Source organism: Streptomyces sp. NPDC058650, assembly GCF_042717315.1.
In the GTDB taxonomy this organism is placed as follows: Bacteria; Actinomycetota; Actinomycetes; order Streptomycetales; family Streptomycetaceae; genus Streptomyces.
This window is the reverse complement of the sequence record NZ_JBHXRL010000005.1, coordinates 1-22,841: the sequence shown is the minus strand read 5'-3', so window position 1 is coordinate 22,841 and position 22,841 is coordinate 1. Positions and strand designations below refer to the sequence as shown.

General features: G+C 71.3%; 21 protein-coding genes. 6 read left to right on the top strand and 15 right to left on the bottom strand.

The window, feature by feature from the left end:
- The first annotated feature begins 36 nt into the window (after positions 1-36).
- From ACFWWU_RS10485 to ACFWWU_RS10475, 3 genes are all read left to right on the top strand, one after another.
- Entirely contained in the window at positions 37-1,305 is a 1,269-nt protein-coding gene (locus ACFWWU_RS10485; RefSeq protein WP_384141968.1) for an MFS transporter, read from the top strand.
- Positions 1,306-1,359: 54 nt separating this feature from the next.
- Positions 1,360-2,067: a L,D-transpeptidase gene (locus tag ACFWWU_RS10480; RefSeq protein ID WP_384141965.1), complete on the top strand. Its 708-nt coding sequence runs from the start codon at positions 1,360-1,362 to the stop codon at positions 2,065-2,067.
- Positions 2,068-2,151: 84 nt separating this feature from the next.
- Positions 2,152-3,123 (top strand): sigma-70 family RNA polymerase sigma factor, encoded by a 972-nt coding sequence (locus ACFWWU_RS10475; protein WP_384141963.1) that lies wholly within the window; start codon positions 2,152-2,154, stop codon positions 3,121-3,123.
- A 4-nt stretch (positions 3,124-3,127) separates the two neighbouring features.
- On the opposite strand, the gene ACFWWU_RS10470 is transcribed toward ACFWWU_RS10475, so the two are convergent.
- Positions 3,128-3,403, bottom strand: coding sequence for an STAS domain-containing protein (locus ACFWWU_RS10470; protein WP_329621563.1), 276 nt, complete (start codon positions 3,401-3,403; stop codon positions 3,128-3,130).
- Positions 3,404-3,474: 71 nt separating this feature from the next.
- Here ACFWWU_RS10470 and ACFWWU_RS10465 point away from each other — a divergent pair, with 71 nt between their 5' ends.
- Positions 3,475-4,131: an HAD family hydrolase gene (locus ACFWWU_RS10465; RefSeq protein WP_384141959.1), complete on the top strand. Its 657-nt coding sequence runs from the start codon at positions 3,475-3,477 to the stop codon at positions 4,129-4,131.
- Between the two features lie 64 nt (positions 4,132-4,195).
- On the opposite strand, the gene ACFWWU_RS10460 is transcribed toward ACFWWU_RS10465, so the two are convergent.
- From ACFWWU_RS10460 to ACFWWU_RS10410, 11 genes are all read right to left on the bottom strand, one after another.
- A complete protein-coding gene (locus ACFWWU_RS10460) occupies positions 4,196-5,473 on the bottom strand; it encodes a thymidine phosphorylase (protein WP_384141956.1) in 1,278 nt (425 codons plus the stop codon).
- 82 nt (positions 5,474-5,555) lie between these two features.
- The gene (locus tag ACFWWU_RS10455) at positions 5,556-5,960 is read right to left on the bottom strand and encodes a cytidine deaminase (RefSeq protein ID WP_384141953.1); all 405 of its coding nucleotides are present in this window, start codon (positions 5,958-5,960) and stop codon (positions 5,556-5,558) included.
- Positions 5,957-7,219, bottom strand: coding sequence for an ABC transporter permease (locus tag ACFWWU_RS10450; RefSeq protein WP_384141950.1), 1,263 nt, complete (start codon positions 7,217-7,219; stop codon positions 5,957-5,959). Before ACFWWU_RS10450 ends, ACFWWU_RS10455 begins: the two co-directional genes overlap by 4 nt.
- Complete coding sequence (locus ACFWWU_RS10445) at positions 7,216-8,334, bottom strand: ABC transporter permease (RefSeq protein WP_384141948.1); 1,119 nt, start codon at positions 8,332-8,334, stop codon at positions 7,216-7,218. The genes ACFWWU_RS10450 and ACFWWU_RS10445 overlap by 4 nt, the downstream gene beginning before the upstream one ends.
- On the bottom strand, positions 8,331-9,965 hold the full coding sequence (locus ACFWWU_RS10440) for an ABC transporter ATP-binding protein (RefSeq protein ID WP_384142865.1): 1,635 nt from the start codon (positions 9,963-9,965) through the stop codon (positions 8,331-8,333). The genes ACFWWU_RS10445 and ACFWWU_RS10440 overlap by 4 nt, the downstream gene beginning before the upstream one ends.
- Before the next feature lie 186 nt (positions 9,966-10,151).
- Entirely contained in the window at positions 10,152-11,210 is a 1,059-nt protein-coding gene (locus ACFWWU_RS10435; RefSeq protein ID WP_384141945.1) for a BMP family protein, read from the bottom strand.
- 345 nt (positions 11,211-11,555) lie between these two features.
- The gene (locus ACFWWU_RS10430; protein WP_384141942.1) at positions 11,556-12,773 is read right to left on the bottom strand and encodes an amidohydrolase; all 1,218 of its coding nucleotides are present in this window, start codon (positions 12,771-12,773) and stop codon (positions 11,556-11,558) included.
- A gap of 143 nt (positions 12,774-12,916) precedes the next feature.
- Complete coding sequence (locus tag ACFWWU_RS10425) at positions 12,917-14,227, bottom strand: hypothetical protein (protein WP_384141939.1); 1,311 nt, start codon at positions 14,225-14,227, stop codon at positions 12,917-12,919.
- Positions 14,224-15,117 carry an N-acetylneuraminate synthase family protein gene (locus tag ACFWWU_RS10420; protein WP_384141936.1) on the bottom strand — a complete coding sequence of 298 codons (894 nt, stop codon included), beginning with the start codon at positions 15,115-15,117 and terminating at the stop codon, positions 14,224-14,226. The genes ACFWWU_RS10425 and ACFWWU_RS10420 overlap by 4 nt, the downstream gene beginning before the upstream one ends.
- An 11-nt stretch (positions 15,118-15,128) precedes the next feature.
- Positions 15,129-16,358, bottom strand: a complete 1,230-nt coding sequence (locus ACFWWU_RS10415; RefSeq protein ID WP_384141934.1) for a cytidylyltransferase domain-containing protein — start codon at positions 16,356-16,358, stop codon at positions 15,129-15,131.
- Positions 16,358-17,647 carry a DUF6716 putative glycosyltransferase gene (locus ACFWWU_RS10410; protein WP_384141929.1) on the bottom strand — a complete coding sequence of 430 codons (1,290 nt, stop codon included), beginning with the start codon at positions 17,645-17,647 and terminating at the stop codon, positions 16,358-16,360. Before ACFWWU_RS10410 ends, ACFWWU_RS10415 begins: the two co-directional genes overlap by 1 nt.
- A 230-nt stretch (positions 17,648-17,877) precedes the next feature.
- On the opposite strand from ACFWWU_RS10410, the gene ACFWWU_RS10405 reads away from it, so the two are divergent.
- Together ACFWWU_RS10405 and ACFWWU_RS10400 are read left to right on the top strand one after the other, a co-directional pair.
- The gene (locus ACFWWU_RS10405) at positions 17,878-18,954 is read left to right on the top strand and encodes a glycosyltransferase family 2 protein (RefSeq protein ID WP_384141926.1); all 1,077 of its coding nucleotides are present in this window, start codon (positions 17,878-17,880) and stop codon (positions 18,952-18,954) included.
- Entirely contained in the window at positions 18,951-20,297 is a 1,347-nt protein-coding gene (locus ACFWWU_RS10400) for a polysialyltransferase family glycosyltransferase (protein WP_384141923.1), read from the top strand. The genes ACFWWU_RS10405 and ACFWWU_RS10400 overlap by 4 nt, the downstream gene beginning before the upstream one ends.
- 63 nt (positions 20,298-20,360) lie before the next feature.
- Here the strand turns inward: ACFWWU_RS10400 and ACFWWU_RS10395 are convergent, their stop codons facing one another.
- The 3 genes from ACFWWU_RS10395 to ACFWWU_RS10385 form a co-directional block, all read right to left on the bottom strand.
- Positions 20,361-21,182, bottom strand: a complete 822-nt coding sequence (locus ACFWWU_RS10395; protein ID WP_384141920.1) for a MerR family transcriptional regulator — start codon at positions 21,180-21,182, stop codon at positions 20,361-20,363.
- A 182-nt stretch (positions 21,183-21,364) separates the two neighbouring features.
- Complete coding sequence (gene leuE / locus ACFWWU_RS10390; RefSeq protein WP_384141917.1) at positions 21,365-22,018, bottom strand: leucine efflux protein LeuE; 654 nt, start codon at positions 22,016-22,018, stop codon at positions 21,365-21,367.
- A gap of 67 nt (positions 22,019-22,085) precedes the next feature.
- On the bottom strand, positions 22,086-22,841 hold a 756-nt coding region (locus ACFWWU_RS10385; protein ID WP_384141914.1), incomplete at its 5' end, for a methylmalonyl-CoA mutase family protein.

The following is a 22,841-nucleotide window of genomic DNA, read 5'->3' as shown; positions in this document are numbered from 1 at the left end:
TTGGACGCATGAAACGGACCGTCCTACGTTCGTGACATGCCTCCTGCCAGTACCAGGGCGGCCGCCACCCACGCGTCCGCCGACACCCGCCTCTCCCCCGGAGCCCCCGGCTACCGCCGGACGAGCCTCGCGCTCTTCGCCGCCGGACTGGCCGCCTTCGCCCTCCTCTACTCCACGCAGGCCCTCCTCCCGGCCATCTCGGCCGAGTTCGGCGCCACCGCGTCCGCCGCCTCGTGGACGGTCTCCGCCGCGACAGGCGCCCTCGCCCTGTGCGTCCTGCCGCTCAGCGCCCTCTCGGAGCGCTTCGGACGGCGCGCGATGATGACCGCCTCCCTCTCGGTCGCCGTCGCCGTCTCGCTCCTCGTGCCGTTCGCCCCCAGCCTGGAGTCCCTGATCGCGCTCCGCGCCCTCCAGGGCGCCGCGCTCGCCGGGCTCCCGGCCTCCGCGATGGCGTACCTCGCCGAGGAGGTCCGCCCCAAGGCGCTGATCGCGGCGATCGGCCTGTTCGTGGCGGGCAACTCGATCGGCGGCATGAGCGGGCGGATCGTGACCGGCTGGGTCGCCCAGATGTGGGGCTGGCGCGCGGGTCTGGCCGCCGTCGGCCTGACCTCGCTGCTCTGCGCGATCGCCTTCCGGGCGCTGCTCCCGAAGGCGCGGCACTTCACGCCGGGCCCGCTGAACCCGAGGGCGCTCGCGAGCGCCGTACGGACGCATCTGTCCGACCCGCTGCTCGTCCGGCTGTACGTGATCGGCGCGCTGTTCATGACGGTCTTCGGCGCGGTGTACACCGTGATCGGCTACCGCCTGGTCGAGGCGCCGTTCTCGCTCCCGCAGGGCGTGATCGGCTCGATCTTCCTGGTCTACCTGGTCGGTACGGTCGCCTCGGCCGCCGCCGGAAAGCTCGTCGGGCGGCTCGGCCGGCGCGGGGCGCTCTACCTGGCGGTCTCCACGACCGCCGCCGGCCTGCTGCTGTCGCTCGCCGACTCGCTCGCCGCGGTCCTGGCGGGCCTGGTCCTCATCACGGCCGGTTTCTTCGCGGGCCACGCGGTCGCGTCCTCCTCGGTGAGCCGTACGGCGAAGACGGGCCGGGCGCAGGCCTCGGCGCTCTACCAGTCCGCGTACTACCTCGGCAGCAGCGCGGGCGGCACGCTCGGCGCGATCGCCTTCCACGCCGGAGGCTGGGCGGGCACGGTCCTGATCGGCCTCGTCGCGGTCCTCGGCGTGGTCTCCGTGACGCTGTACGGCAGCCACAGCGCCCGGGTCGCGGCGCGGCGGCCGCGACTCGCCGCCGCCGCCTGCAACTGACCGGCTCACCCGGACGTCCTAAGCATCAGGACTCAAGGGGGAGTTGAAACGATCATGAAGCGAATAGCAAGCCGTGTGGGGAAGAGAGCGGGTATCGCGACCGGTCTCACGGCACTCGTCGTGCCGATGACGATCGCGCTCGGTGCGGCCCCGGCGCAGGCGGCGTCCTGCAACGTCACGACGGGGCCCTACCAGAAGCAGGTGGAGAAGTTCCTCGGGCGGACGGTCGACGGCCGCCAGTCGCTCGCCGACTGCAAGGCCATCCAGGCGTTCCAGTCGAAGCACGGCATCACCCCGGCCGCGGGGTACGCGGGGACGATCACCTGGCGCACGATGAACACGATGCTCCAGCAGAAGGCGGCCGGGACCAACCCCAACGCGGCCCGCAAGTGTCCGACCAACAAGGGCCGGATCGCCTGCGTCGACCTGACGCGGCAGCTGACCTGGATCCAGGACGGCTCGCGCCTCAAGTACGGGCCGGTGCCGGTGCGTACGGGCAAGGACGGCACGGAGACCCGTACGGGCGCCAAGAAGATCTACTGGCGGAACATCAACCACTGGTCGACGCTCTACCACGTCTCCATGCCGTACGCACAGTTCTTCGACGGCGGCCAGGCCTTCCACTCGACGACCAAGTCCATGTGGAACCCGCCGGGTTCGGGCGGCTGCGTGAACATGCGGTCGGCCGACGCCAAGGCGTACTGGAACCTGCTCAGGAACGGCGACGACGTCTTCGTCTACGGGCGCAAGCCGGGAACCTGACCGGGACTGTCAGTCGGCTGCGGTAGCTTCCCTCTCATCGGCACCGAACGGGTGCCGATGAGGGGTGAGTGGGGTATGGACCCGATGAGTGACGCCGCGGCCGTGACGACCGAAGATCTCGACAAGTACCGCAGGGAGCTGACCGGTTACTGCTACCGGATGCTCGGATCCTCCTTCGAGGCGGAGGACGCGGTACAGGACACGATGGTGCGGGCCTGGAAGGCCATCGGCACCTTCGAGGGCCGTTCCTCGCTGCGGTCCTGGCTGTACCGGATCGCGACCAACGTGTGCCTGGACGCGCTGAACGCGGGCAAGAAGCGGGCGCGGCCGATGGATCTGACCTCCCCGACGCCGGTCGCCCAGGCGCAGCTCGTCAAGCAGCCGGAGATCACCTGGCTGGAGCCGGTGCCGGACGGGCGGGTCCTGCCGTCGGTCGCCGACCCGGCGGAGACGGCCGTGCACCGGGAGACCGTGCGGCTCGCCTTCGTCGCCGCCCTCCAGCACCTGCCGCCCAAGCAGCGGGCCGTGCTGATCCTGCGCGAGGTGCTCGCCTGGAAGGCGAGCGAGGTCGCGGAGCTCCTCGGCCTCTCCGTCGCCTCGGTCAACAGCGCCCTCCAGCGGGCCCGGGCGACCCTGGCCGAGCAGGCGCCGGCCGTCTCCGACCCGGCGAACCCGCTGGACGAGGAGCAGAAGTCGCTCCTGGAGCGGTACGTCGCCGCCTTCGAGGGCTACGACATGAAGGCGCTGACCGCGCTCCTCCACGAGGACGCGACCATGTCCATGCCGCCGTACGACCTCTGGCTCCGGGGGCACGACGACATCGTCGGCTGGATGCTGGGCGTCGGCGAGGTCTGCGCCGGCTCGAAGCTGGTGCCGACCGTGGCGAACGGCTCCCCGGCGTTCGCGCAGTACCACCCGGACCCGGCGGGCGGCTTCGCGCCGTGGGCGCTGATCGTCCTGGAGCTCCGCGAGGGCAAGGTCGCCGGGATGGACTTCTTCCTGGACACCGAGCGCTGGTTCCCGCTCTTCGACCTGCCGACGCGGCTGGAGGCCTGATCGGCTAGACGCCTAAGGTTCCGTCCAACCCGGTCAGCAGGAGCAGGGCCCGCAGCTCGGGTCCCGCTCCGTGGAAGCGGATGCGGTGGCCCCGGCGGCCGGCCGCGAGCTTCAGGCGGGCGAGGGCGTCGACGGCCGCGAGGTCGGCGGGTGCGAGTGCGCCGACCTCGCAGACCACGTCACCTGGCGGGGCCGCGCCGAGTTCGGCGCAGAGGAGGGCCACCTCGTCCCCGGTGGGGCGGGCGGGCAGGGTCACGACGAGCGGCTGACTGATGTCCACATGCCTTGAGACCGGTCCGCGACCCGGAACTCATCGGCGGGGGCCCCGCGCGTACCTCTACGCTGTCGATCATGACTCACGAGCCTGTCGAACTGGTGATCTTCGACTGTGACGGTGTCCTGGTGGACAGCGAGCGGATCTACTGCCGCGTGGACCGGGAGGTGTTCGCCTCCCTCGGGGCGGAGTTCACCGAGGCGGAGATCGTCGAGCACTTCGTCGGCTCCTCCCACGAGCTCCTCACGTCGATCGTGGAGGAGCGCCGGGGCCGCCCGCTGGAACCCGACTGGAACGCGCCTTTCCGGCAGCGGTACGAGGACGCCCTCGACGCCGAGCTGACGGCCGTGGAGGGCGTCACCGACGTCCTGGACGCCCTGCCGCTCCCGTACTGCCTCGCCTCCAACGGCAGCCACACCAGCATCCGCGAGAACCTGGGCCGGGCGGGGCTGCTCGACCGCTTCGAGGGCCGGATGTTCAGCGCCCGCGACGTCGCGCGCGGCAAGCCCGCCCCGGACCTCTTCCTGCACGCGGCGGCCACGATGGGCGTGCCCCCGGAGCGCTGCGCGGTCGTCGAGGATAGCCCCTACGGCGTCCAGGCCGCCCGCGCGGCCGGCATGCGCGCCTTCGGCTACTGCGGCGGCCTGACGCGGGCGGACCGCCTCATAGGCCCGCGGACGGTCGTCTTCGACGACATGCGGGAGCTGCCGAAGCTGCTCCGGGAGCCGGTGTAGGCGTTCGCCCCACCGGCTCCCTTCGCTCGCCGGGCGCCGGACGCCGGGCGTCAGGCGTCAGGCGTCAGGAAATGCGGTCCAGGACGATCGGGTTCGCCGTGAAATCGGTGCCCGGTGCCGCGATGTCCCAGGAGTCGTTCAGGGACTTCAGTGCGTAGTCGAACTTCTCCGGGGTGTCGGTGTGGAGGGTCAGCAGGGGCTGGCCCGCCGTCACCGTGTCGCCCGGCTTCGCGTGCAGCTCGACGCCGGCGCCCGCCTGCACCGGGTCCTCCTTGCGGGCGCGGCCCGCGCCGAGGCGCCAGGCGGCGATGCCGATGTCGTACGCGTCGAGGCGGGTCAGGACGCCGGTCGACGGGGCGGTGACGACGTGCTGCTCGCGGGCGACCGGGAGGGTGGCGTCCGGGTCGCCGCCCTGGGCCGCGATCATCCGGCGCCAGACGTCCATCGCCGAGCCGTCGGCGAGCGCCTTCGCCGGGTCGGCGTCCTTGATGCCGGCCGCGTCGAGCATCTCGCGGGCGAGCGCGATCGTCAGCTCGACGACGTCCGCCGGGCCGCCGCCCGCCAGGACCTCGACGGACTCGCGGACCTCCAGGGCGTTGCCCGCGGTCAGGCCGAGCGGGGTCGACATGTCGGTGAGCAGCGCGACCGTCTTCACGCCGCTGTCGGTGCCGAGCTGGACCATGGTGGAGGCCAGCTCGCGGGCGTCCTCGATGGTCTTCATGAAGGCGCCGGTGCCGACCTTGACGTCCAGGACGAGCGAGCCGGTGCCCTCGGCGATCTTCTTCGACATGATCGAGGAGGCGATCAGCGGGATGGCCTCGACGGTGCCGGTGACGTCGCGGAGGGCGTAGAGCTTCTTGTCGGCGGGGGCCAGGCCGTCGCCGGCCGCGCAGATGACGGCGCCGGTGGTGTCGAGGACGTGCAGCATCTCCTCGTTGGAGAGCAGCGCACGCCAGCCCGGGATCGACTCCAGCTTGTCGAGCGTGCCGCCGGTGTGGCCGAGGCCGCGGCCGGAGAGCTGCGGGACGGCCGCGCCGCAGGCGGCGACGAGCGGGGCGAGCGGGAGGGTGATCTTGTCGCCGACGCCGCCGGTGGAGTGCTTGTCGGAGGTCGGGCGGGAGAGCGCGTCGAAGTTCATGCGCTCGCCGCTGGCGATCATCGCGGCGGTCCAGCGGGCGATCTCCGCGCGGTTCATGCCGTTCAGCAGGATCGCCATGGCCAGCGCGGACATCTGCTCGTCGGCGACGACGCCGCGGGTGTACGCGTCGATGACCCAGTCGATCTGCTCCGGGCTCAGCTCGCCCTTGTCCCGCTTCGTGCGGATGACGGAGATGACGTCCATGAGGTGGTGCCTCTTTCTACGCGCATAGAGGGGAAAGGGCGGAGCGGCCCTTCCATCGTGCCGGAAGGGCCGCTCCGAGGTGTTACTTGCGAAGGTGGTCCGGGCCGAACGCCTGCGGCAGCATCTCGGCCAGGGTCAGGAACCCGGCGGGCGTCTCCAGGACGAGTTCGGGACCCCCGAACTCGAACAGGAGCTGCCTGCACCGGCCGCACGGGACGAGGGACTCGCCCCGGCCGTCCACGCACACGAAGTGCGTCAGCCGGCCGCCGCCGGTCGCCTGGAGCTCGGAGACGAGACCGCACTCGGCGCACAGGCCCAGGCCGAAGGAGGCGTTCTCCACGTTGCAGCCGGAGACCGTCCGTCCGTCGTCCACGCGGGCCGCCGCGCCGACCGGGTAGCCCGAGTAGGGGGCGTACGCGCGGGACATGGCCTCGCGGGCCGTGACCCGCAGGGCCTCCCAGTCCGCTGCCGGAAGGGGCGTCGTCACTTGCCCTCGCCCTTCCGGTACGGCAAGCCGTCCGCCTTGGGCATGCGCAGGCGCTGGGCCGACAGGGCGAGCACGAGCAGGGTGGTGACGTACGGGGCCGCGTCGACGAACTGGCTCGGGACCTCGTCGGTCAGCGCGTACCAGAGGAAGAAGCCGGCGGAGAAGGCCGCGGAGATCACGCCGACCACGTACTTCTTCTTGTACAGCTGCCACAGGGCGGCGACCAGCAGCAGCAGGGCGACCAGCAGCAGCAGCGCGTGGACGTTCTCGGCGCCGCCGCGGAGCTTGAGGCTGTCGGTGAAGCCGAAGAGGCCCGCGCCGAGCGCCATGCCGCCGGGCATCCAGTTGCCGAAGATCATCGCGGCGAGACCGATGTAGCCGCGGCCGCCGGTCTGGCCCTCCTGGTAGATGCCGGTGGACACGATCGCGAGGAACGCGCCGCCGAGGCCCGCGAGGGCGCCGGAGACGGTGACGGCGATGTACTTGTACTTGTAGACGTTCACGCCGAGGGACTCGGCGGCGACCGGGTTCTCACCGCAGGAGCGCAGGCGGAGGCCGAAGGCGGTGCGCCAGAGCAGCCACCAGGTGGCCGGGATCAGCAGCAGGGCGACGACAGTCAGGAGCGACAGGTTCGTCACGAGGCCGCCGAGGATGCCGGCCAGGTCGGAGATGAAGAACCAGTGCTTGCCCTGGAGATCGGTCAGCCAGTCCGAAAGCCCCGGCACCGTGATCTCGTAGATCTGGTCGATGCGGGGGGACTGCTTGGAGGAACCGCCCTCCGCCTCGGCGAACGTGAAGTTCGACAGGTACTGGGTGAAGCCGACCGCGAGGATGTTGATCGCCACACCGGAGACGATGTGGTTCACGTTGAACGTGACGGTGATGATCGCGTGCAGCAGACCGCCGAGCGCGCCGCCGAGGAGACCGACGAGGACGCCCGTCCACGGGCCCCACTGGTATCCGGCCCAGGCGCCGAACCAGGTGCCGAGCACCATCATGCCTTCGAGGCCGATGTTGACGACGCCCGCGCGCTCGGCCCACAGACCGCCGAGACCGGCGAGACCGATCGGCACGGCGAGCTTGAGCGCACCCGAGACCTGGCCCACCGAGGTGAGGTCGTTGGCCCCGGAGACGGCCCGGACGAAGGAGAAGAGCAGGAGACCGGCCGCGACGATCAGCATGATCCACGGCAGGGTGAGCTTGCGGCGTCCGCCGCCCTTGGGCGCGGCGCTCGGCTTGGTGACAGTGCCGGTGCTCATGCCGAGACCTCCTTGTCGGTCTTGATGGCGCCGCCGGCGGCGAGTTCCTCGCCGACCTTCTGCTGCTGGCGGCGGAGGCCGTAACGGCGGACGAGCTCGTACGAGACGACGACCGCGATCACGATGATGCCCTGCATGATCTTGGTGATCTCCTTCGGATACCCGTAGGTGTCGAGGGAGCTGGACGCCTTGTCGAGGAACGCGAAGAGCAGCGCCGCGAAGAAGATCCCGACCGGGTGGTTACGGCCGAGCAACGCGATGGTGATGGCGGTGAAGCCGACGCCGACGGGGAAGTCGAGGCTGTACGTGTGGGACTCGCCGAGCAGCGTCGGCATGCCGGCGAGGCCGGCCAGCGCGCCCGACAGCAGCATCGAGGTGAGGATCATCTTCTTGGCGTCGACGCCGCTGGCCTGGGCGGCGGACTCGCTGGCGCCGGTGGCGCGCAGGTCGAAGCCGAACCGGGTGCGGTTGAGGGTGAACCAGTAGACGACGCCGAGGGCGAGCGCGACGAACGTGAAGCCGTAGATGACTCCGTTGCCCTCGCCCATGTCGATGCCCGGGAACCAGCCGGACTCGGAGATCTCACCGGTGGTGAGGTTGTTCGAGCCCTCCGGCTGGACGCCGAAGTTCTTCGGCAGGATCAGATAGGCCACCAGCGAGGTCGCGATGGCGTTCAGCATGATCGTCGAGACGACCTCGGAGACACCGCGGGTGGTCTTCAGGATGCCGGCGATGCCGGCCCAGAAGGCGCCGGTCAGCATCGCGACGACCACGATCACGAAGATGTGCAGCGGGCCGGGCAGCTCGATCGAGGCGCCGACGAGCGCCGAGACCATCGCGGCGAGCCGGTACTGGCCGTCGACACCGATGTTGAACAGGTTCATCCGGAAGCCGACGGCGACGGCCAGGGCTGCCAGGTAGTAGATCCCCGTCTGGTTGACGATCAGGACCTGGATGTCGGCGAACCCGGCGTTCTCGATCATCAGCCGGATCGGCTCGATCGGGTCGAGGCCCGTCGCGAGCAGCACCAGCACGGTGAGCACGAACGAGGAGACCAGGGCGAGCACCGGTCCCGCCGCGCCCAGGATCAGCTTGTCCTTGTCGAACTTCATCATCGGGCGTCACCGTCTTCGGGCTCTTCGTTGCCTTCGAGGTGACCGCTGGCCGCGCCGGTCATGGCGGAGCCCAGCTCCTCGGGCGTGATGGTGGCGGGGTCGGCGTCCGCGACGAGCTTGCCGCGGTACATGACCCGGAGGGTGTCGGAGAGGCCGATCAGCTCGTCGAGGTCGGCGGAGATCAGCAGCACTGCCAGGCCCTCGCGGCGTGCGTCCCGGATCGCGTCCCAGATCTGCGCCTGCGCGCCGACGTCCACACCACGGGTGGGGTGGGCGGCGATCAGGAACTTGGGCGCGTGGCTCATCTCGCGGCCGACGATCAGCTTCTGCTGATTGCCGCCGGAGAGGGAGGCCGCGGTGACGTCGATGCCGGGCGTGCGCACGTCGTACTCGCGCACGATCCGCTCGGTGTCCTTACGGGCGGCCTTCGGGTCCAGGATGCCGCGCTTGGAGTTGGGCGCCTCGGAGACGTGGCCGAGGATGCGATTCTCCCAGAGGGGGGCCTCCAGGAGCAGGCCGTGGCGGTGGCGGTCCTCGGGGATGTAGCCGATGCCGCCCTCGCGGCGCTTGCGCACCGAGACCTTGGAGATGTCCTGGCCGTCGAGGGTGATCACGCCGGAGTCCGGGGTGGCCATGCCCATCAGGGCCTCGATCAGCTCGGTCTGGCCGTTGCCCTCGACTCCCGCGATCCCGAGGATCTCGCCCTTGTGGATCGTGAGGGAGATGTCGTCGAGGAGCTTGCGGCCCATGGCCGTCTCCTCCAGCACGACGATGGTCTTGGCCGGGTCCGGCGGGGCGGCGCTGGTCAGCGGGGCGCCCGAGACGCCGCTCTCGACCAGGGTCAGGTTCCGCACGGAGAGCATCGGGACGGTGGTGACCGTCGACTCGCGGGTCTCCGGCGAGGGCAGCTCGCTGCCGACCATCAGCTCGGCGAGCTGCTTGGTGGTGGCGGTCTTCGGGTCGGCGGTGCCGACCGTGGTGCCCCGGCGGATGACGGTGATGTCGTCGGCGACCTTCAGGACCTCGCCCAGCTTGTGCGAGATGAAGATGACGGTCAGGCCCTCGGACTTGAGCTCGCGCAGGTTGTCGAAGAGCGCGTCGACCTCCTGCGGGACGAGCACGGCGGTCGGCTCGTCGAGGATGAGGATCTTCGCGCCGCGGTAGAGGACCTTGAGGATCTCCACGCGCTGCCGGTCGGCGACGCCGAGGTCCTCGACGAAGGCGTCGGGGCGGACCCCGAGGCCGTACGCGTCGGAGATCTCCTGGATCTTCTTCCGCGCCTTGGCGCCGATGCCGTAGAGCTTCTCGCCGCCGAGGACGACGTTCTCCAGGACGGTGAGGTTGTCCGCGAGCATGAAGTGCTGGTGCACCATGCCGATGCCGCGCGCGATGGCGTCACCGGGGCTGGAGAAGGTGACCTGCTGGCCGTCGACCGCGATGGTGCCCTCGTCCGGCTTCTGCATGCCGTAGAGGATCTTCATGAGGGTCGACTTGCCGGCACCGTTCTCGCCGATGAGGGCGTGCACGGTGCCCTTGCGGACCGTGATGGCGATGTCCTTGTTGGCGACGACGCCAGGAAATCGCTTGGTGATGCCGTGCAGTTCTACGGCAGGGGGGCTGGACGCGTTGATGACGCACTCTCCTTGGCCGGAAGGAGTGGGAGCAGGAGGGCAGGGCGGGGCGGGGCGAAGTTATCGTGCCAGGGAGACATCTACACGCGTAGCGCTGCCGAAAAATGAAAACCCGTACGGGAATGGGGCCCGGCCCCGGTGGGGGTCCCACCGTTGCCGGGCCTTGGGTCGATGACCAGGGCGTCCTTACGGAGCGGTCTTGACCGTGATCTTGCCGTCGATGATGTCCTTCTTCGCCTTGTCCACCGCGGCGATGAGGTCCGTCATCTCCTTGTACTTCGGGTTGGAGTCGGCCAGGGCGACGCCGTCCGTGGCGAGGCCGTAGCGAACCTCACCGGACTGCGGCTTGCCGTCCTGGACCGACTTGATCACGTTGAAGACGGAGTCCGAGACGTCCTTGGTGACCGAGGTCAGGATGCTGTCCTTGTACGAGGCCAGACCCGGCTGGTTGTACTGGTCGGAGTCGACACCGATCGCCCACTTGCCGGCGGCCGAGGCGGCCTCGATCGAGCCCGAGCCGGCCAGGCCGGCGGCGGCGTAGATCACGTCGGCGCCCTTGTCGAGCTGGCCCTGCGCGGCGGCCTTGCCGAGGTCGGGCTTGGAGAAGCCGTCGAAGTTCGGCGGCTGGGTCAGGTACTGGACGAGCACCTTCGCCTTGGGGTTGGTGTCCTTGACGCCCTGCGCGAAGCCCGCCTCGAACTTCTTGATCAGCGGAACCTCGACACCGCCGATGAAGCCGACCGTGCCGGTCTTGGACGCCTTGGCGGCGGCGACGCCGGCCAGGTAGGAGCCCTGCTCCTCGTTGAAGACGAGGTTGGCGATGTTCGGGCCGGTCTTCGACGTGTCGTCGATGAGGCCGAAAGTGGTCTTCGGGTAGGCCTTGGCGACCTTCTCGATGGCCGGGGCGTAGGCGAAGCCGACACCGATGACCGGGTTGTTCCCGGCGCGGGCGAGCGCGGTGAGGCGCTGCACCTTGTCGGCGTCGCCCTCACCCTCGGAGGGCTCGGCCTCGGAGCCCTTGACACCGAGCTCGTCCTCGGCCTTCTTCAGGCCCGCGTAGGCGGCGTCGTTGAAGGACTGGTCGCCACGGCCGCCGATGTCGTACGCGATGGCGGCCTTCGTCGCCTTCGCGGTCGAGCTCGGGCTGGAGCCGGAGTCCGTCGAAGACTTGCCACACGCGGTGGCGGAGAGGGCGAGCGCCGCGGAGGCGATGCCCACGGTCGTGATCCTGGTGATCCGGCGCAAGAGGAGGTCCCTTCAAGACTGACCGAAAGCGCCTCTTCCGGCGCTGGTTTCGCGGCGATCGTAACGCGCGTAGATGTCAGTTAAAGACCCGTTCATCAGTCGTTATCGGATCGTCGCCAGCGAGCACATCCAGCACACGCCAAACCTTCCCCATGGGCAAGCCCGCCACGCCGAACGGCCGGATGACCCCCCGAGCGCGCCGATAGGTGACACGGATCACGCCCGCCCGCGCCACTGGACTCCGGGGCAGGCGGGGCGCCCTATCGGACTCTGACGCGACGCGCATCTGATGAGCCCTTCGAGGCTCGGCGGACTCCGGGTTCGTCCCGGAGACCGCCGGCGTTTTCAGGCGCCCCGTGCGTCCAGCAGGGCCGCGGCCGTGAAGAGTTCCACCGCCGTGTCGATGCAGCGTTCGTCCACGTCGAAGTCGCCCGCGTGCAGGTCGCGGACGCGGGTGTCGCCGGGGGTGCGGACGCCGAGGCGGGCCATGGCGCCGGGGACGTGCTCCAGGTACCAGGAGAAGTCCTCGCCGCCGAGGCTCTGCTCGGTGTCCTCGATCGCGTACGGTCCGCGGCGGGCGGTCATCGCGTCGGCGAGCAGATCGGTGACGACCGCGTCGTTGACGACCGGGGGGACGCCCCGCACGTAGTTCACGGTCGACTTCGCGCGGTGCAGGGTCGCGATCTCGTCGATCGCCGCGTGGACCAGGTCGGGCGCCTCCCGCCAGGTCGGCAGGTCGAGGCAGCGGACGGTGCCGGAGAGCTCGGCGTGCTGCGGGATGACGTTGCAGGCGTGGCCGGCCTCGATGCGTCCCCAGGTGACCGAGAGGCCCGAGCGGGCGTCGACGCGGCGGGCGAGGACGGCGGGGACGTCGGTGGCGATCCGGGCGGCGGCGGTCACGAGGTCGGTGGTGAGGTGCGGACGGGCGGTGTGTCCGCCGGGGCCGTCAAGGGTGACTTCCAGCCGGTCGCAGGCCGAGGTGATGGGGCCGGGGCGGAGCCCGATCTTCCCCGCGTCCACCCTGGGGTCGCAGTGGATGGCGATGATGCGGCCGACCCCGTCGAGCACGCCGGCGTCGACCGCGTCGGCCGCGCCGCCGGGCAGTACTTCCTCGGCGGGCTGGAAGAGGAGCCGTACGGCGTGCGGGAGGAGGCCCTGCCGGTCGAGTTCGGCGAGGACGAGTCCGGCGCCCAGGACGGTGGTGGTGTGGACGTCGTGTCCGCAGGCATGCGCGCGGTTGGCCACGGTGGAGCGGTAGGCGACGGTCTTCACGTCGGGGATCGGCAGCGCGTCGAGGTCGGCGCGGATCGCGAGCATGGGGTGGTGGCGGTCCGGGGTGCCGATGTCACAGATGAGCCCGGTGCCGCCAGGCAGGACCTTCGGCGCGAGGCCGGCCGCCTCCAGGCGGGCCTTGAGCGCGGCGGTCGTACGGAACTCCTGGTTGCCCAGCTCGGGGTGCATGTGCAAGTCCCTGCGGAAGGCGATCAGTTCGGCGCGCAGGGGTGCGGACAGCGTTCCGGGCAGGGTGACGGAGCCTGGCTCACGGGACTTCAACTGGTTCACCTTTTGAAGGGTAGGCCCCTCACATGGTCAACTGCCCGTTGATCACAAAAAGTTCAGCCCCTTAGGGGAAAGAATCTCGGTTTGGCAGGCATGAAGGCCCTTCCGTGTGGGTACGCTCGGCCGAATTCGGCCGGATTGGTCTGTCAGGCCGTTCCGGTGGCTCCTGTGGCACCGGTGGCGCCGGTGACCCGTGCCGTGAGCCGGTCGACCTCGTGGGCCGCCGTGCCCGCCACTCCGGACAGGAACCCCTGGGCGCGCGGCGACGCGGTCGCCCGCAGCCACTCGGGCGCGACCTCGATGACGGCGACCTTCACTCCCGTACCGGCGAGGGCCAGCGGCAGGGTGTGGACGACCGTGGACGGGAAGCTGACGACGGTTCGGCCGATCGGGCCGCGGCGGGCGATCAGCTCCAGGGGGAGATCGGGCCGGACCACCTGGAGGCCGGTCTCGACCGCGATGCGGTGCAGCTTCTCGGCGCTCTCGCGGCGGTGCGCGAAGTAGCGGGTCGCGCCGTGGGCGCGGGCCAGCTCCGCGACCACGCGCGCGTAGTGGTCGGCGTCGACGACGCCCGTCTCGACCAGCGAGGTGCCGACCAGGTCCGCGCCGCCGGTCAGCAGCGGGGGCCCGAAGCGGGTCCGGGTCCAGGCGTAGGAGTTCTCCGTGACCTCGATGCCGGGCGGGGCCTCGACGGGCAGCGACGTGAAGATCTCGACCGTACGGCCGCGGGCCGGGGCGAGCCGGCGCCGCGCCAGCGAGGTCACCGGGGCGAGGACCAGCTCGCGCGGGCCCAGGTTGCCCTTGCGGTGCCAGCGCACCAGGCGCTCGCCGCGGCCGAGCTGGGCGGCGAACTCCATGGTGGCGGTGCCGTCGTCGACCACCGTCAGGTGCCGGGGCGAGAAGAGCGACAGGAGCAGCTGTACGTAACGGGAGAACGGGTCGCCGATGATGACCCGCTCCGCCCGGCGCAGCGGCGGGGCGAGCTGCCGCAGGGTGCGGACGAGCGCGCCCCGGCCGCCGCGGGCCTCCTGCCAGCGGACGGTGAGGCCCTCGTCGCGGGCCAGCTGGGCCATCCGGCGCAGCTGGCCCCGCGACATGGGGTCGGTCGGCGAGAGGACGACGACCGTGAGGGGGGGCGTGGTGTGCGCCGCCCCCGGGGTGAGGGCGGGCTCTACGGGCGCCGCCCCCTCGGTGAGGGCGGCCTTTGCGGGCGCCGCCCCCTGGGTGAGGGCGGCCTTCGCGGGCGCCGCCCCCTGGGTGAGGGCGGGTGCCGCCCCGGGGGTGGTGGCGTCCGTGGTGCGGGACGCCGCGGCTGACGTGCCGACGGGCTCGTCCGGAGCGGTCGCTCCGGGTGCGGGTGCCGCGCCGGGCGCCCGGTCGGGCGCCTGCGTGTGCGCCCATTCCAGGACGTTGAGGAGCTGGACCGGGCTCTCGACGAACGCCAGCTGCCCGGTCATGCGGCGACGAGCCCCTGGACCCGGCGGAGCTTCTTCATCGGGCCGAGCTCCGACTCGTAGACCTTCTTGACGCCGTCGCCGAGGGCGGTCTCGATGGTGCGGATGTCGCGGACCAGGCGCTGGAGGCCCTGCGGCTCGACCGAGGCGGCCTGGTCGGAGCCCCACATGGCGCGGTCGAGGGTGATGTGGCGCTCGACGAAGGTGGCGCCGAGGGCGACGGCGGCGAGGGTGGTCTGCAGGCCGGTCTCGTGGCCGGAGTAGCCGATCGGGACGTTCGGGTACTCGTCCTTCAGCGTGTTGATCACGCGGAGGTTGAGCTCCTCGGCCTTGGCCGGGTAGGTCGAGGTGGCGTGGCAGAGGAGGATGTTGTCCGAGCCGAGGACCTCGACCGCGTGGCGGATCTGCTTCGGGGTGGACATGCCCGTGGAGAGGATGACCGTACGGCCGGTGGCGCGCAGGGAGCGGAGGAGCTCGTCGTCCGTGAGGGAGGCGGAGGCGACCTTGTGGGCGGGGACGTCGAACTTCTCCAGGAAGGCGACGGCCTCGGTGTCCCACGGGGAGGCGAACCAGTCGATGCCGCGCTTGGCGCAGTGCTCGTCGATGGCGCGGTACTCGTCCTCGCCGAACTCCACGCGGTGGCGGTAGTCGATGTACGTCATCCGGCCCCAGGGGGTGTCGCGCTCGATGTCCCACTGGTCGCGCGGGGTGCAGATCTCCGGGGTGCGCTTCTGGAACTTGACGGCGTCACAGCCGGCCTCGGCGGCGACGTCGATGAGCGCGAGGGCGTTCTCGAGCTCGCCGTTGTGGTTGATGCCGATCTCGCCCGTGATGTAGACGGGCTGACCCGGGCCGGCGGTCTTCTCGCCGAAGGTGCGCAGACGAGTGCTCATGGTGCTGTTCCTTACGAGTTGGGGATGCGGGGTGCGGGGGTGTCGAGCTCGGGTCCGAGGAGCCAGGCCGCGATCTCGCGGATCGCTCCGAAGCCGCCAGGGGTGGCGGTGACCGCGCGGGCCGCGGCCCGTACGGAGTCGTGGGCGCTGCTCACCGCGACGGGCCAGCCGACGAGGTGGAAGCAGGGCAGGTCGTTGACGTCGTTGCCGGCGTAGAGCACGCGCTGCGGGTCGATGCCCTCGGCGTCGCACCACTCCTTGAGGGCCCGGTCCTTGCGGTCGATGCCGTGCAGGACGGGGATCTTGAGCTTGCGGGCGCGGGCGGCGACGACGGCGTTCTGTTCGGTGGAGAGGATGAGGACGGGGAGTCCGGCGCGGCGCAGGGCCGCGATGCCGAGGCCGTCGCCGCGGTGCGCGGAGACGAACTCGCGTCCCTCGGAGTCGAGGTGGACCCGGTCGTCGGTCTGGGTGCCGTCGAAGTCGAGGACGACGGCGTCGATGTCGGCGAAGCCCGGGGTGGCGGGCTCGTCGAGGAGCGGCGCGAGGGCCTTGGCGCGGGCGAGGTCGTGCGGGTCGTCGATCTCCAGGACCCGGGCGGGGTCGGTGACGACGAGCGCGGTACGGCCGAAGAAGCGGTGTCCGTGGGTACGGAAGCCGGCCGCGTCCATGGCGTAGACGGCCCCGGTCTCCAGGTACTCGGGCTCCCGGTCCTGGCGGCGGGGGCGGTGCGCCTTGTCGTGGTTGACGCCCTCGGCGCCGTCGTCGACCGTGTCGCGCCAGAGGAAGCCGTGGGACGGGGCGGCCGTGAAGGCGGTGTCGGCGGCGCCCGAGGTGACGCGCTCGACGGTCTCGGCGACCTCGGCGGAGGTGAGGAAGGGGCTCGTGCACTGGACGAGGAGGACGACGTCGGCCGGCCGGCCGTGGGTGGCCTCGAAGGCGTCCATCGCGTGCAGGACGGCGGCCTCGCTGGTCGCGGTGTCGCCCGAGATCCCGGCGGGGCGGTGCACGGCCTCGGCTCCGGCGGTGCGGGCCGCCACCGCGATGGCGGCGTCGTCGGTGGAGACCACGACATGGGTGACCGGGCGGGCGCCGAGGCAGGCGCGGACGGCGCGGGCCACGAGCGGGACGCCCGCCACCGGGGCGAGGTTCTTGGCGGGGACGCCCTTCGAGCCGCCCCTCGCGGGGATCACGGCGAGCACGGTGGCGGTGTGCTGCGGGGTCGGCGTGGCGGCGGTCGTCATCAGAGTTCTCCCAGCCGGCGGATGACGGGGGCCACGCGCTGCACGCCGTGCCGGTACGCGCCGCGCGCCGCGTCCCGGACGATCCGGCGGAGGCCGCTCTCGCGGGGCTCCTGCGCGGTGACGTCCAGGCGGTGGCGGGCGAGGATCCCGGGCAGATAGCCGGGGGCCGTCTCCGCTGTGTAGTAGGGGGTGATCGGGGGCAGCGCGGGGAGCGCCAGGAGTGCGGCGACCCGGTCGCGGGCCGCGTCGAAGGCCTCTTCGTACGGGCTGTCGGACGCCACGCCCTGCCGGGCGAGCCAGGTCTCGTCCGGTGTCGGGACGAGTCCCTTGTCGAGCGCCTCGAAGGAGGCGAGCAGGCCGGAGCCGACGAAGTGGTGGTTGCCGAGCGGCTCGCGGACCCCGAGGTCGGTGAGGATCGCGGTGGGGATCCGGCGGTGCAGGGCTTCGAGCGCGGCCGTGGAGGAGACGGTGACCAGGAGGTCGGTGCGGTCGAGGACCTCGCCCATGTGCCCGTACACGAGCCGGAAGTTGGCGGGCGGATCGAGGTCGCGGACCAGCTTCTGGAAGGGGTACTCCTCCAGGTGCGTGGTGTGTTCGCCCGGCTTGGAACGGAGCTTGAGGAGCACCTCGCGGCCCGGGTGGAGCCGTGCGTGCCGGATCAGCCGGTCCAGGACGTAGCCGCGCTCGGCCCGGGTGGCGGGCACGGACGGCTGGGCGGCGAAGACGAGGGTGTCGCGGCCGGCCTCGGGGGTGTGCGGGGCGCCGCCCAGGAAGGGCAGCGCGGCCTCGACGACCGAGTCGGAGCCGGCGCCCACGCCCTCGTAGACGGCGCGGAAACGCTCGGCGTCGTGCCGGGAGTTGGCGAGGACGACGTCGGCGCCGTGGCGCAGGAGGAGCCCGTCGGTGAGCTTCTCGTAGACCACGCCGACGTAGCCGGTGACGATCACCGGGCGCCGTGCCAGGGCCAGATCGGCCAGACCCTGGAGGACGGCGCGGACGGTGCCGCCGACCAGGGCGAGCACGATGACGTCGTATCCCTGTCCGCGTTCCGCCGCGTCCCGTACGGCACGGAGGAACTCCGCGCCCGTCACCTCGCGCGGGGTGGTCGTGGACACCCCGGTCTCGGCGAGTTGGCGCGGGGTGGGTGTGGCCCGTCCGCGCAGGACGAATCCGGTGGGTTCGGCTGTCGCCGTGGTGATGCGGCGCGCCGTGAGGGCGCCCCATTTCCACCGGGTGTCGGAGTCGGCGAGTACGGCTACTCGTACTGCCTCGTTGGTACTTGCTGGCACGTCGAGGACGCTAGAAGGGCATTTCGCTTTCCGGCCCAACTGAGACACAACAACGGGTGAACAGCGCCTCTCCGACGTGTTAAACAGGTCGGATTCCGGCCGCAATCGGGCCCGACAGAGGCCGGATATCCTTGCGGGTAAAGGCGGTTAATCGGCCCGCCGCTTGGTGTTCACCGAATATCCCCCCACCGGTCGGGGGGAGTGCCGGGTCGACGCCTAGCGTCGGCGACGTGGTCAAGCTCTCCGTGGTCGTGCCGTTCTTCAACGTGCAGACATATGCCCCCGACACCCTCACCAGCCTGCGTGCCAACGCCCGCGAGGACTTCGAGTTCCTCCTTGTCGACGACTGCTCGTCCGACGGGACTCCCGAACTCCTCGAACGGGCCGTACGCGACGTCCCGGGTGCCGTCCTGCTCAGGCACGCACGCAACGAAGGACTCGCCACCGCCCGCAACACGGGCCTGGACGCGGCCCGCGGCGAGTACGTGACCTTCCTCGACGGGGACGACTGGCTCTCCGCCGGCTACTACGGGCGGCTCGTCGCCGCCATGGACGAGCTGGGGTGCGACTTCCTGCGCACCGGCCACGTCTCCGTCTCCGGCCGCAGCCGCAAGGTCCGCGGGGTCCCGGTCCCCCGCCTCGGCGAGGTGCTCGACCCGCGCGGCGCGATACTGCCCGCCCACCGGACGACCTCCGTCGACTACCCGTACGCGTGGGCCGGGATCTACCACCGGCGGCTTCTGGAGCGCGGGCTCCTCCACTTCCCGCACGGCCTGCGGACGGCCGAGGACCGGCCCTGGATCTGGAAGCTGCACCGCGAGGCGGAATCGTTCGCGGCGATCGGGGAACTCGGCGTCTTCTACCGGCGCGGGGTCGCGACCTCGCTCACCCAGATCGGCGACGTCCGGCAATTGGATTTCATCCGCGCATTCGACCTGGTGATCGAGGAAACGGCGAAGGACCGGGACGCGGACCTTCTTCTCCCCAAAGCCGTCCGCACCTATTGCGCGCTGATTTCCCATCACATCGGCGGGATCGGACGATTCGAACCCGAGGTGGCGCGCCTGTTGAAGGCGATGAGCGCGGGCGCGCTGCGCCGGATGCCGCAGGGGGTCCTCGACGAGGCCCTGGCGGCGATGGGCGGGGACCGCGCGACGATGCTCCGCAAGCTGCGGAAGCAGCGCCCGGCACCGCCACCGGCGGCACCGGATCCGACACCCGTGTCGGTGTCGGTGACCACGGCGGAGACGGTGTCGGCACCGGTCTCCGGCACCGCCGCGACCCGTTCCCCGGAGGTGGCGGCGTGAGCGCGCGACGTACGACCCAGATCTTCTGCGCCTCCACCCTCTACGGAGCGGCGACCCTGGCCGCCGCGCTGGACAGCGGCTGCTTCGGCCGGGCCGACCGCCGGATCCTGCTCGTCACCAACAACGCCGCCGTCCCGGAGACCACGCCCGCCCTCGACGAGGCCGAGGGCTTCGAGCGGCTGCGCGGCCGCTTCGACTCCGTCCTGTCCTGGAACGAGACGATCTCCCCGCTCCACCCCGCCGGCTGGACGCCCCGGGGACAGGACATGCCGATGCTCCAGCGCCATCTGCGGCGGATCTGGGACCTCGGCGACGACCGGGTCGAGCTCGCCCTGGAATCCCTCCAGGTGACCCCCGCCCTCGCCATCGCCCACCTGCTGCCCGACGCGCCGATCACGGTGTACGCCGACGGGCTGATGAGCTACGGGCCGACCCGCAACAAGATCGACCCGCTGATCGGCGGGCGGGTGCGCGGACTGCTCCACCTGGACCTCGTCCCCGGGCTCGAACCGCTGCTGCTCGCGGAGTTCGGCGCGGTCCCGCGGGCCGTACCGGTGGAGGCCTTCACGAAGGTCGTCGAGGAGCTGTCCGGGCCGGTCGCGGCGACGCCCGAGGAGGGCCCCGCGCTCCTCCTCGGCCAGTACCTGGCCGCCCTGAAGCTGCTCACCGCCGCCGAGGAGGAGGAGCTCCACCTGCGGATGGTCCGCGGGGCGATCGCCCGGGGCCACCGGAAGCTCGTCTTCAAGCCGCACCCGACGGCCCCGGACACCTGGACGCGGACGCTCGTGGACGAGGCGGCGCGGCTCGGTGCCGAACTGACCGTCGAGGACCGGCCCGTACTCGCCGAGGTGCTCTACCGCGAGCTGCGGCCCGCGCTCGTGGTCGGCTGCTTCTCCACGGCACTGCTCACGGCGCACTCCTTCTACGGACTGCCGGTCGCCCGGGTCGGTACGGACACGCTCCTGGAGCGGCTCACCCCGTTCCCGAACAGCAACCGGATCCCGCTCACCGTGGTGGACGCGGTCGTCCAGCCCCTGGAGGAGGGCGGCGCGGACGAGCCGGCCGGGCCGGCCCTGGACGTGGCCGAGCTGAACGACCTGGTCGCCGCGGTCGGCTTCGCGATGCAGCCGAAGATCCGGGCCGACCTGCGGGAGGCCGCGGCACGCCACCTGTCGGGCCCGCACGCCGAGCGCACCCGGCACCACTTCACCCGCCGGCGCCTGACCGTCCTGAACCTGCCGGGCGGCCTCCCCCTGCCCCGGCATCCGCAGGTCCGCCGCCTGGCGCGCCGCGCGCTGCGGCTCCGCAAGGAGCTGCGGAAGCGCGGCACCGCCCGGAAGTAGGCGGCCGAAGAGAGGAGGGGCCCGGGAACCCGTGCGGGGGTCCCGGGCCCCTCCCCCGTCACGTCAGGCGCGGACGATCGACTCCTGGATCTCCGTCACCCACCGCGACCGGTCCTCCGGGCACTCCAGGTACAGCTCGCGCGCGTAGCGCTCCGACGCGTAGCCGTTGGTCTCCATCCAGCGGGCCAGGGTCTGCGCGGTCGGCAGGATGTCGTCCATCGAGCCCCGGTGGACGATGGTCGCGGCCTGCTCGATGCCGGGCAGGACGTGCACCAGGACACCCTCCACGGCCGTCCCCTCGGGGACCGTCATGCCGGCGTGCACGAGGACCGAGCCGTCCCCCCTGCCCGCGTCCTCGTAGTACGCGATCCCCGGACCGAATCCGGTGACGCCCGCGGCTTCGAGGCGGCCGCACAGCTCGCCGTACAGCGGCCCGATGGCCGGGCCGATGTCGTGCGGGCCGAAGCTCGCGGCGACCGTGCTCAGTTCGGCGATCCGCACGGCGGGGATCTTCTTGACGACGACGTCCTGGGTGGACATGCGTCCCTCCGTCTCGATGGCTCGGAGCCGTGCGCCGACCTGGGTGAGCCGGGCCCGCGCCGCCTCCAGGGCCGCTTCCAGCTCGGCCTGGCGCAGACGCAGCATGCCCCGCAGCTCGTCCGCGTCGATCTGCTCGTCGAGGATCGCCCCCACCTGTTCGAGGGTGAAGCCGAGGTCCTTGAGCGCGATGACGCGATTGAGCCGGGCGAGCTGCTCCCCGGTGTAGAAGCGGTAGCCCGTGTGCGGGTCGACCCGGGCCGGGCGCAGCAGTCCGATCGCGTCGTAGTGACGCAGCATGCGGACCGACACCCGCCCGTGCCGGGCGAAGTCTCCGATGGTGAACATGACGACTCCTACGGAACGGCCTCACACGGTGTCAGGGTCAACCGGCCGCCCCGGCCCAGGGTCAGCGCACGCCCCGGCCCAGGGTCAGCGCACGCCCCGGCGCCGAGGGTCAGCGCACGCCCCGGCGCCCAGGGTCAGCGCACGCCCCGGCGCCCAGGGTCAGCGGACGCCCCGGCCCAGGGTCAGGCGGCGCTGCTGAGCGAGAGCTTCGCGGCGAAGCCGAGGAAGAGCGCGCCCGCCGCGGAGGTCGCCCCGGCGGACAGCCGGCGACGGCTCCGGAACGCGGCGGCGAGCCGCGTCCCGCCGAATATCAGCGTCGTCAGGTACACGAAGCTGCCGATCTGGAGCAGTGTCCCGAGCACCAGGAAGGACAGGGCCGGGTAGGCGTATCCGGGATCGACGAACTGCACGAAGAACGAGATCAGGAAGAGGATCGCCTTCGGGTTGAACAGGCTGATGATCAGCGCGCGGCGGTACGGACGCTCGACCGGCCCGGCCGACGGCTGGTCCGCGTCGTCCGCCGCGTCGCCCCGGCCGCGCCACATCGCCCAGGCGGCCCGCAGCATCCCATACGCCATCCAGACCAGGTAACCCGCGCCCGCGTACTTGACGATGGTGAAGAGGAGCGGGGTGGTCTGGAGGAGCGAGGCCGCGCCGAGGGCGGCCAGTGTCATCAGGACCGCGTCGCCGGTGAAGACTCCGGCGGCGGCCTTGTACGCGGTCCGCGTGCCCTTGCGGGCGGCGACGGAGAGCACGTACAGCGAGTTCGGCCCCGGCAGAAGGATGATGAGGACGAGCCCCACGAGATAGGTCGGCAGATCGGTGACACCCAACATGAAGCGGAGTGTCGCACACGAGTACGACACTCCGCTGTGACCTGCGTCTACGTGTCCTGGGCGGAAGCTAGAAGGCGTCGGTGGGGACGTACGTGCCCCACACCTCGCGCAGGGCGTTGCAGACCTCGCCGACGGTCGCCCGCGCCTTGAGCGCGTCCTTCATCGGGTAGAGGACGTTGTCCGTGCCCTCCGCCGCCTTCTTCAGCTCGACCAGGGCCGCGTCGACGGCCGTCTGGTCGCGCTCGGCGCGGAGCTTGGCGAGGCGTTCGGCCTGCTGGGCCTCGATCGCCGGGTCGACACGGAGGGGCTCGTAGGGCTCCTCGACGTCGATCGTGTACCGGTTGACACCGACGACGACCCGCTCGCCACTGTCGGTCTCCTGCGCGATCCGATACGCCGAGCGCTCGATCTCGCCCTTCTGGAAACCCCGCTCGATCGCCGCGACCGCGCCGCCCATGTCCTCGACCTTGGCCATCAGCTCAAGCGCCGCGGCCTCCACGTCGTCCGTCATCTTCTCGACCACGTACGAACCCGCGAACGGATCCACCGTCGCCGTCACATCCGTCTCGTACGCGAGGACCTGCTGCGTCCGCAGCGCCAGACGCGCCGACTTGTCCGTCGGGAGCGCGATCGCCTCGTCGAAGGAGTTCGTATGCAGCGACTGCGTTCCGCCGAGAACCGCCGCCAGGCCCTGGACGGCGACGCGGACCAGGTTCACCTCCGGCTGCTGGGCGGTCAGCTGGACGCCGGCGGTCTGCGTGTGGAAGCGGAGCATCAGCGACTTGGGATTCTTCGCACCGAACTCCTCCTTCATCACCCGCGC

Bases quoted from the DNA above. Each gene is read 5' to 3' on its own strand.
- ACFWWU_RS10450 (WP_384141950.1), bottom strand. From the start codon at position 7,219: ATGAGCACCGGCACTGTCACCAAGCCGAGCGCCGCGCCCAAGGGCGGC.
- leuE (WP_384141917.1), bottom strand. From the start codon at position 22,018: ATGTTGGGTGTCACCGATCTGCCGACCTATCTCGTGGGGCTCGTCCTC.
- ACFWWU_RS10460 (WP_384141956.1), bottom strand. From the start codon at position 5,473: ATGGACGTCATCTCCGTCATCCGCACGAAGCGGGACAAGGGCGAGCTG.
- ACFWWU_RS10465 (WP_384141959.1), top strand. From the start codon at position 3,475: ATGACTCACGAGCCTGTCGAACTGGTGATCTTCGACTGTGACGGTGTC.
- ACFWWU_RS10480 (WP_384141965.1), top strand. From the start codon at position 1,360: ATGAAGCGAATAGCAAGCCGTGTGGGGAAGAGAGCGGGTATCGCGACC.
- ACFWWU_RS10445 (WP_384141948.1), bottom strand. From the start codon at position 8,334: ATGATGAAGTTCGACAAGGACAAGCTGATCCTGGGCGCGGCGGGACCG.
- ACFWWU_RS10420 (WP_384141936.1), bottom strand. From the start codon at position 15,117: ATGAGCACTCGTCTGCGCACCTTCGGCGAGAAGACCGCCGGCCCGGGT.
- ACFWWU_RS10395 (WP_384141920.1), bottom strand. From the start codon at position 21,182: ATGTTCACCATCGGAGACTTCGCCCGGCACGGGCGGGTGTCGGTCCGC.
- ACFWWU_RS10485 (WP_384141968.1), top strand. From the start codon at position 37: ATGCCTCCTGCCAGTACCAGGGCGGCCGCCACCCACGCGTCCGCCGAC.
- ACFWWU_RS10475 (WP_384141963.1), top strand. From the start codon at position 2,152: ATGAGTGACGCCGCGGCCGTGACGACCGAAGATCTCGACAAGTACCGC.
- ACFWWU_RS10425 (WP_384141939.1), bottom strand. From the start codon at position 14,227: ATGACCGGGCAGCTGGCGTTCGTCGAGAGCCCGGTCCAGCTCCTCAAC.
- ACFWWU_RS10415 (WP_384141934.1), bottom strand. From the start codon at position 16,358: ATGACGACCGCCGCCACGCCGACCCCGCAGCACACCGCCACCGTGCTC.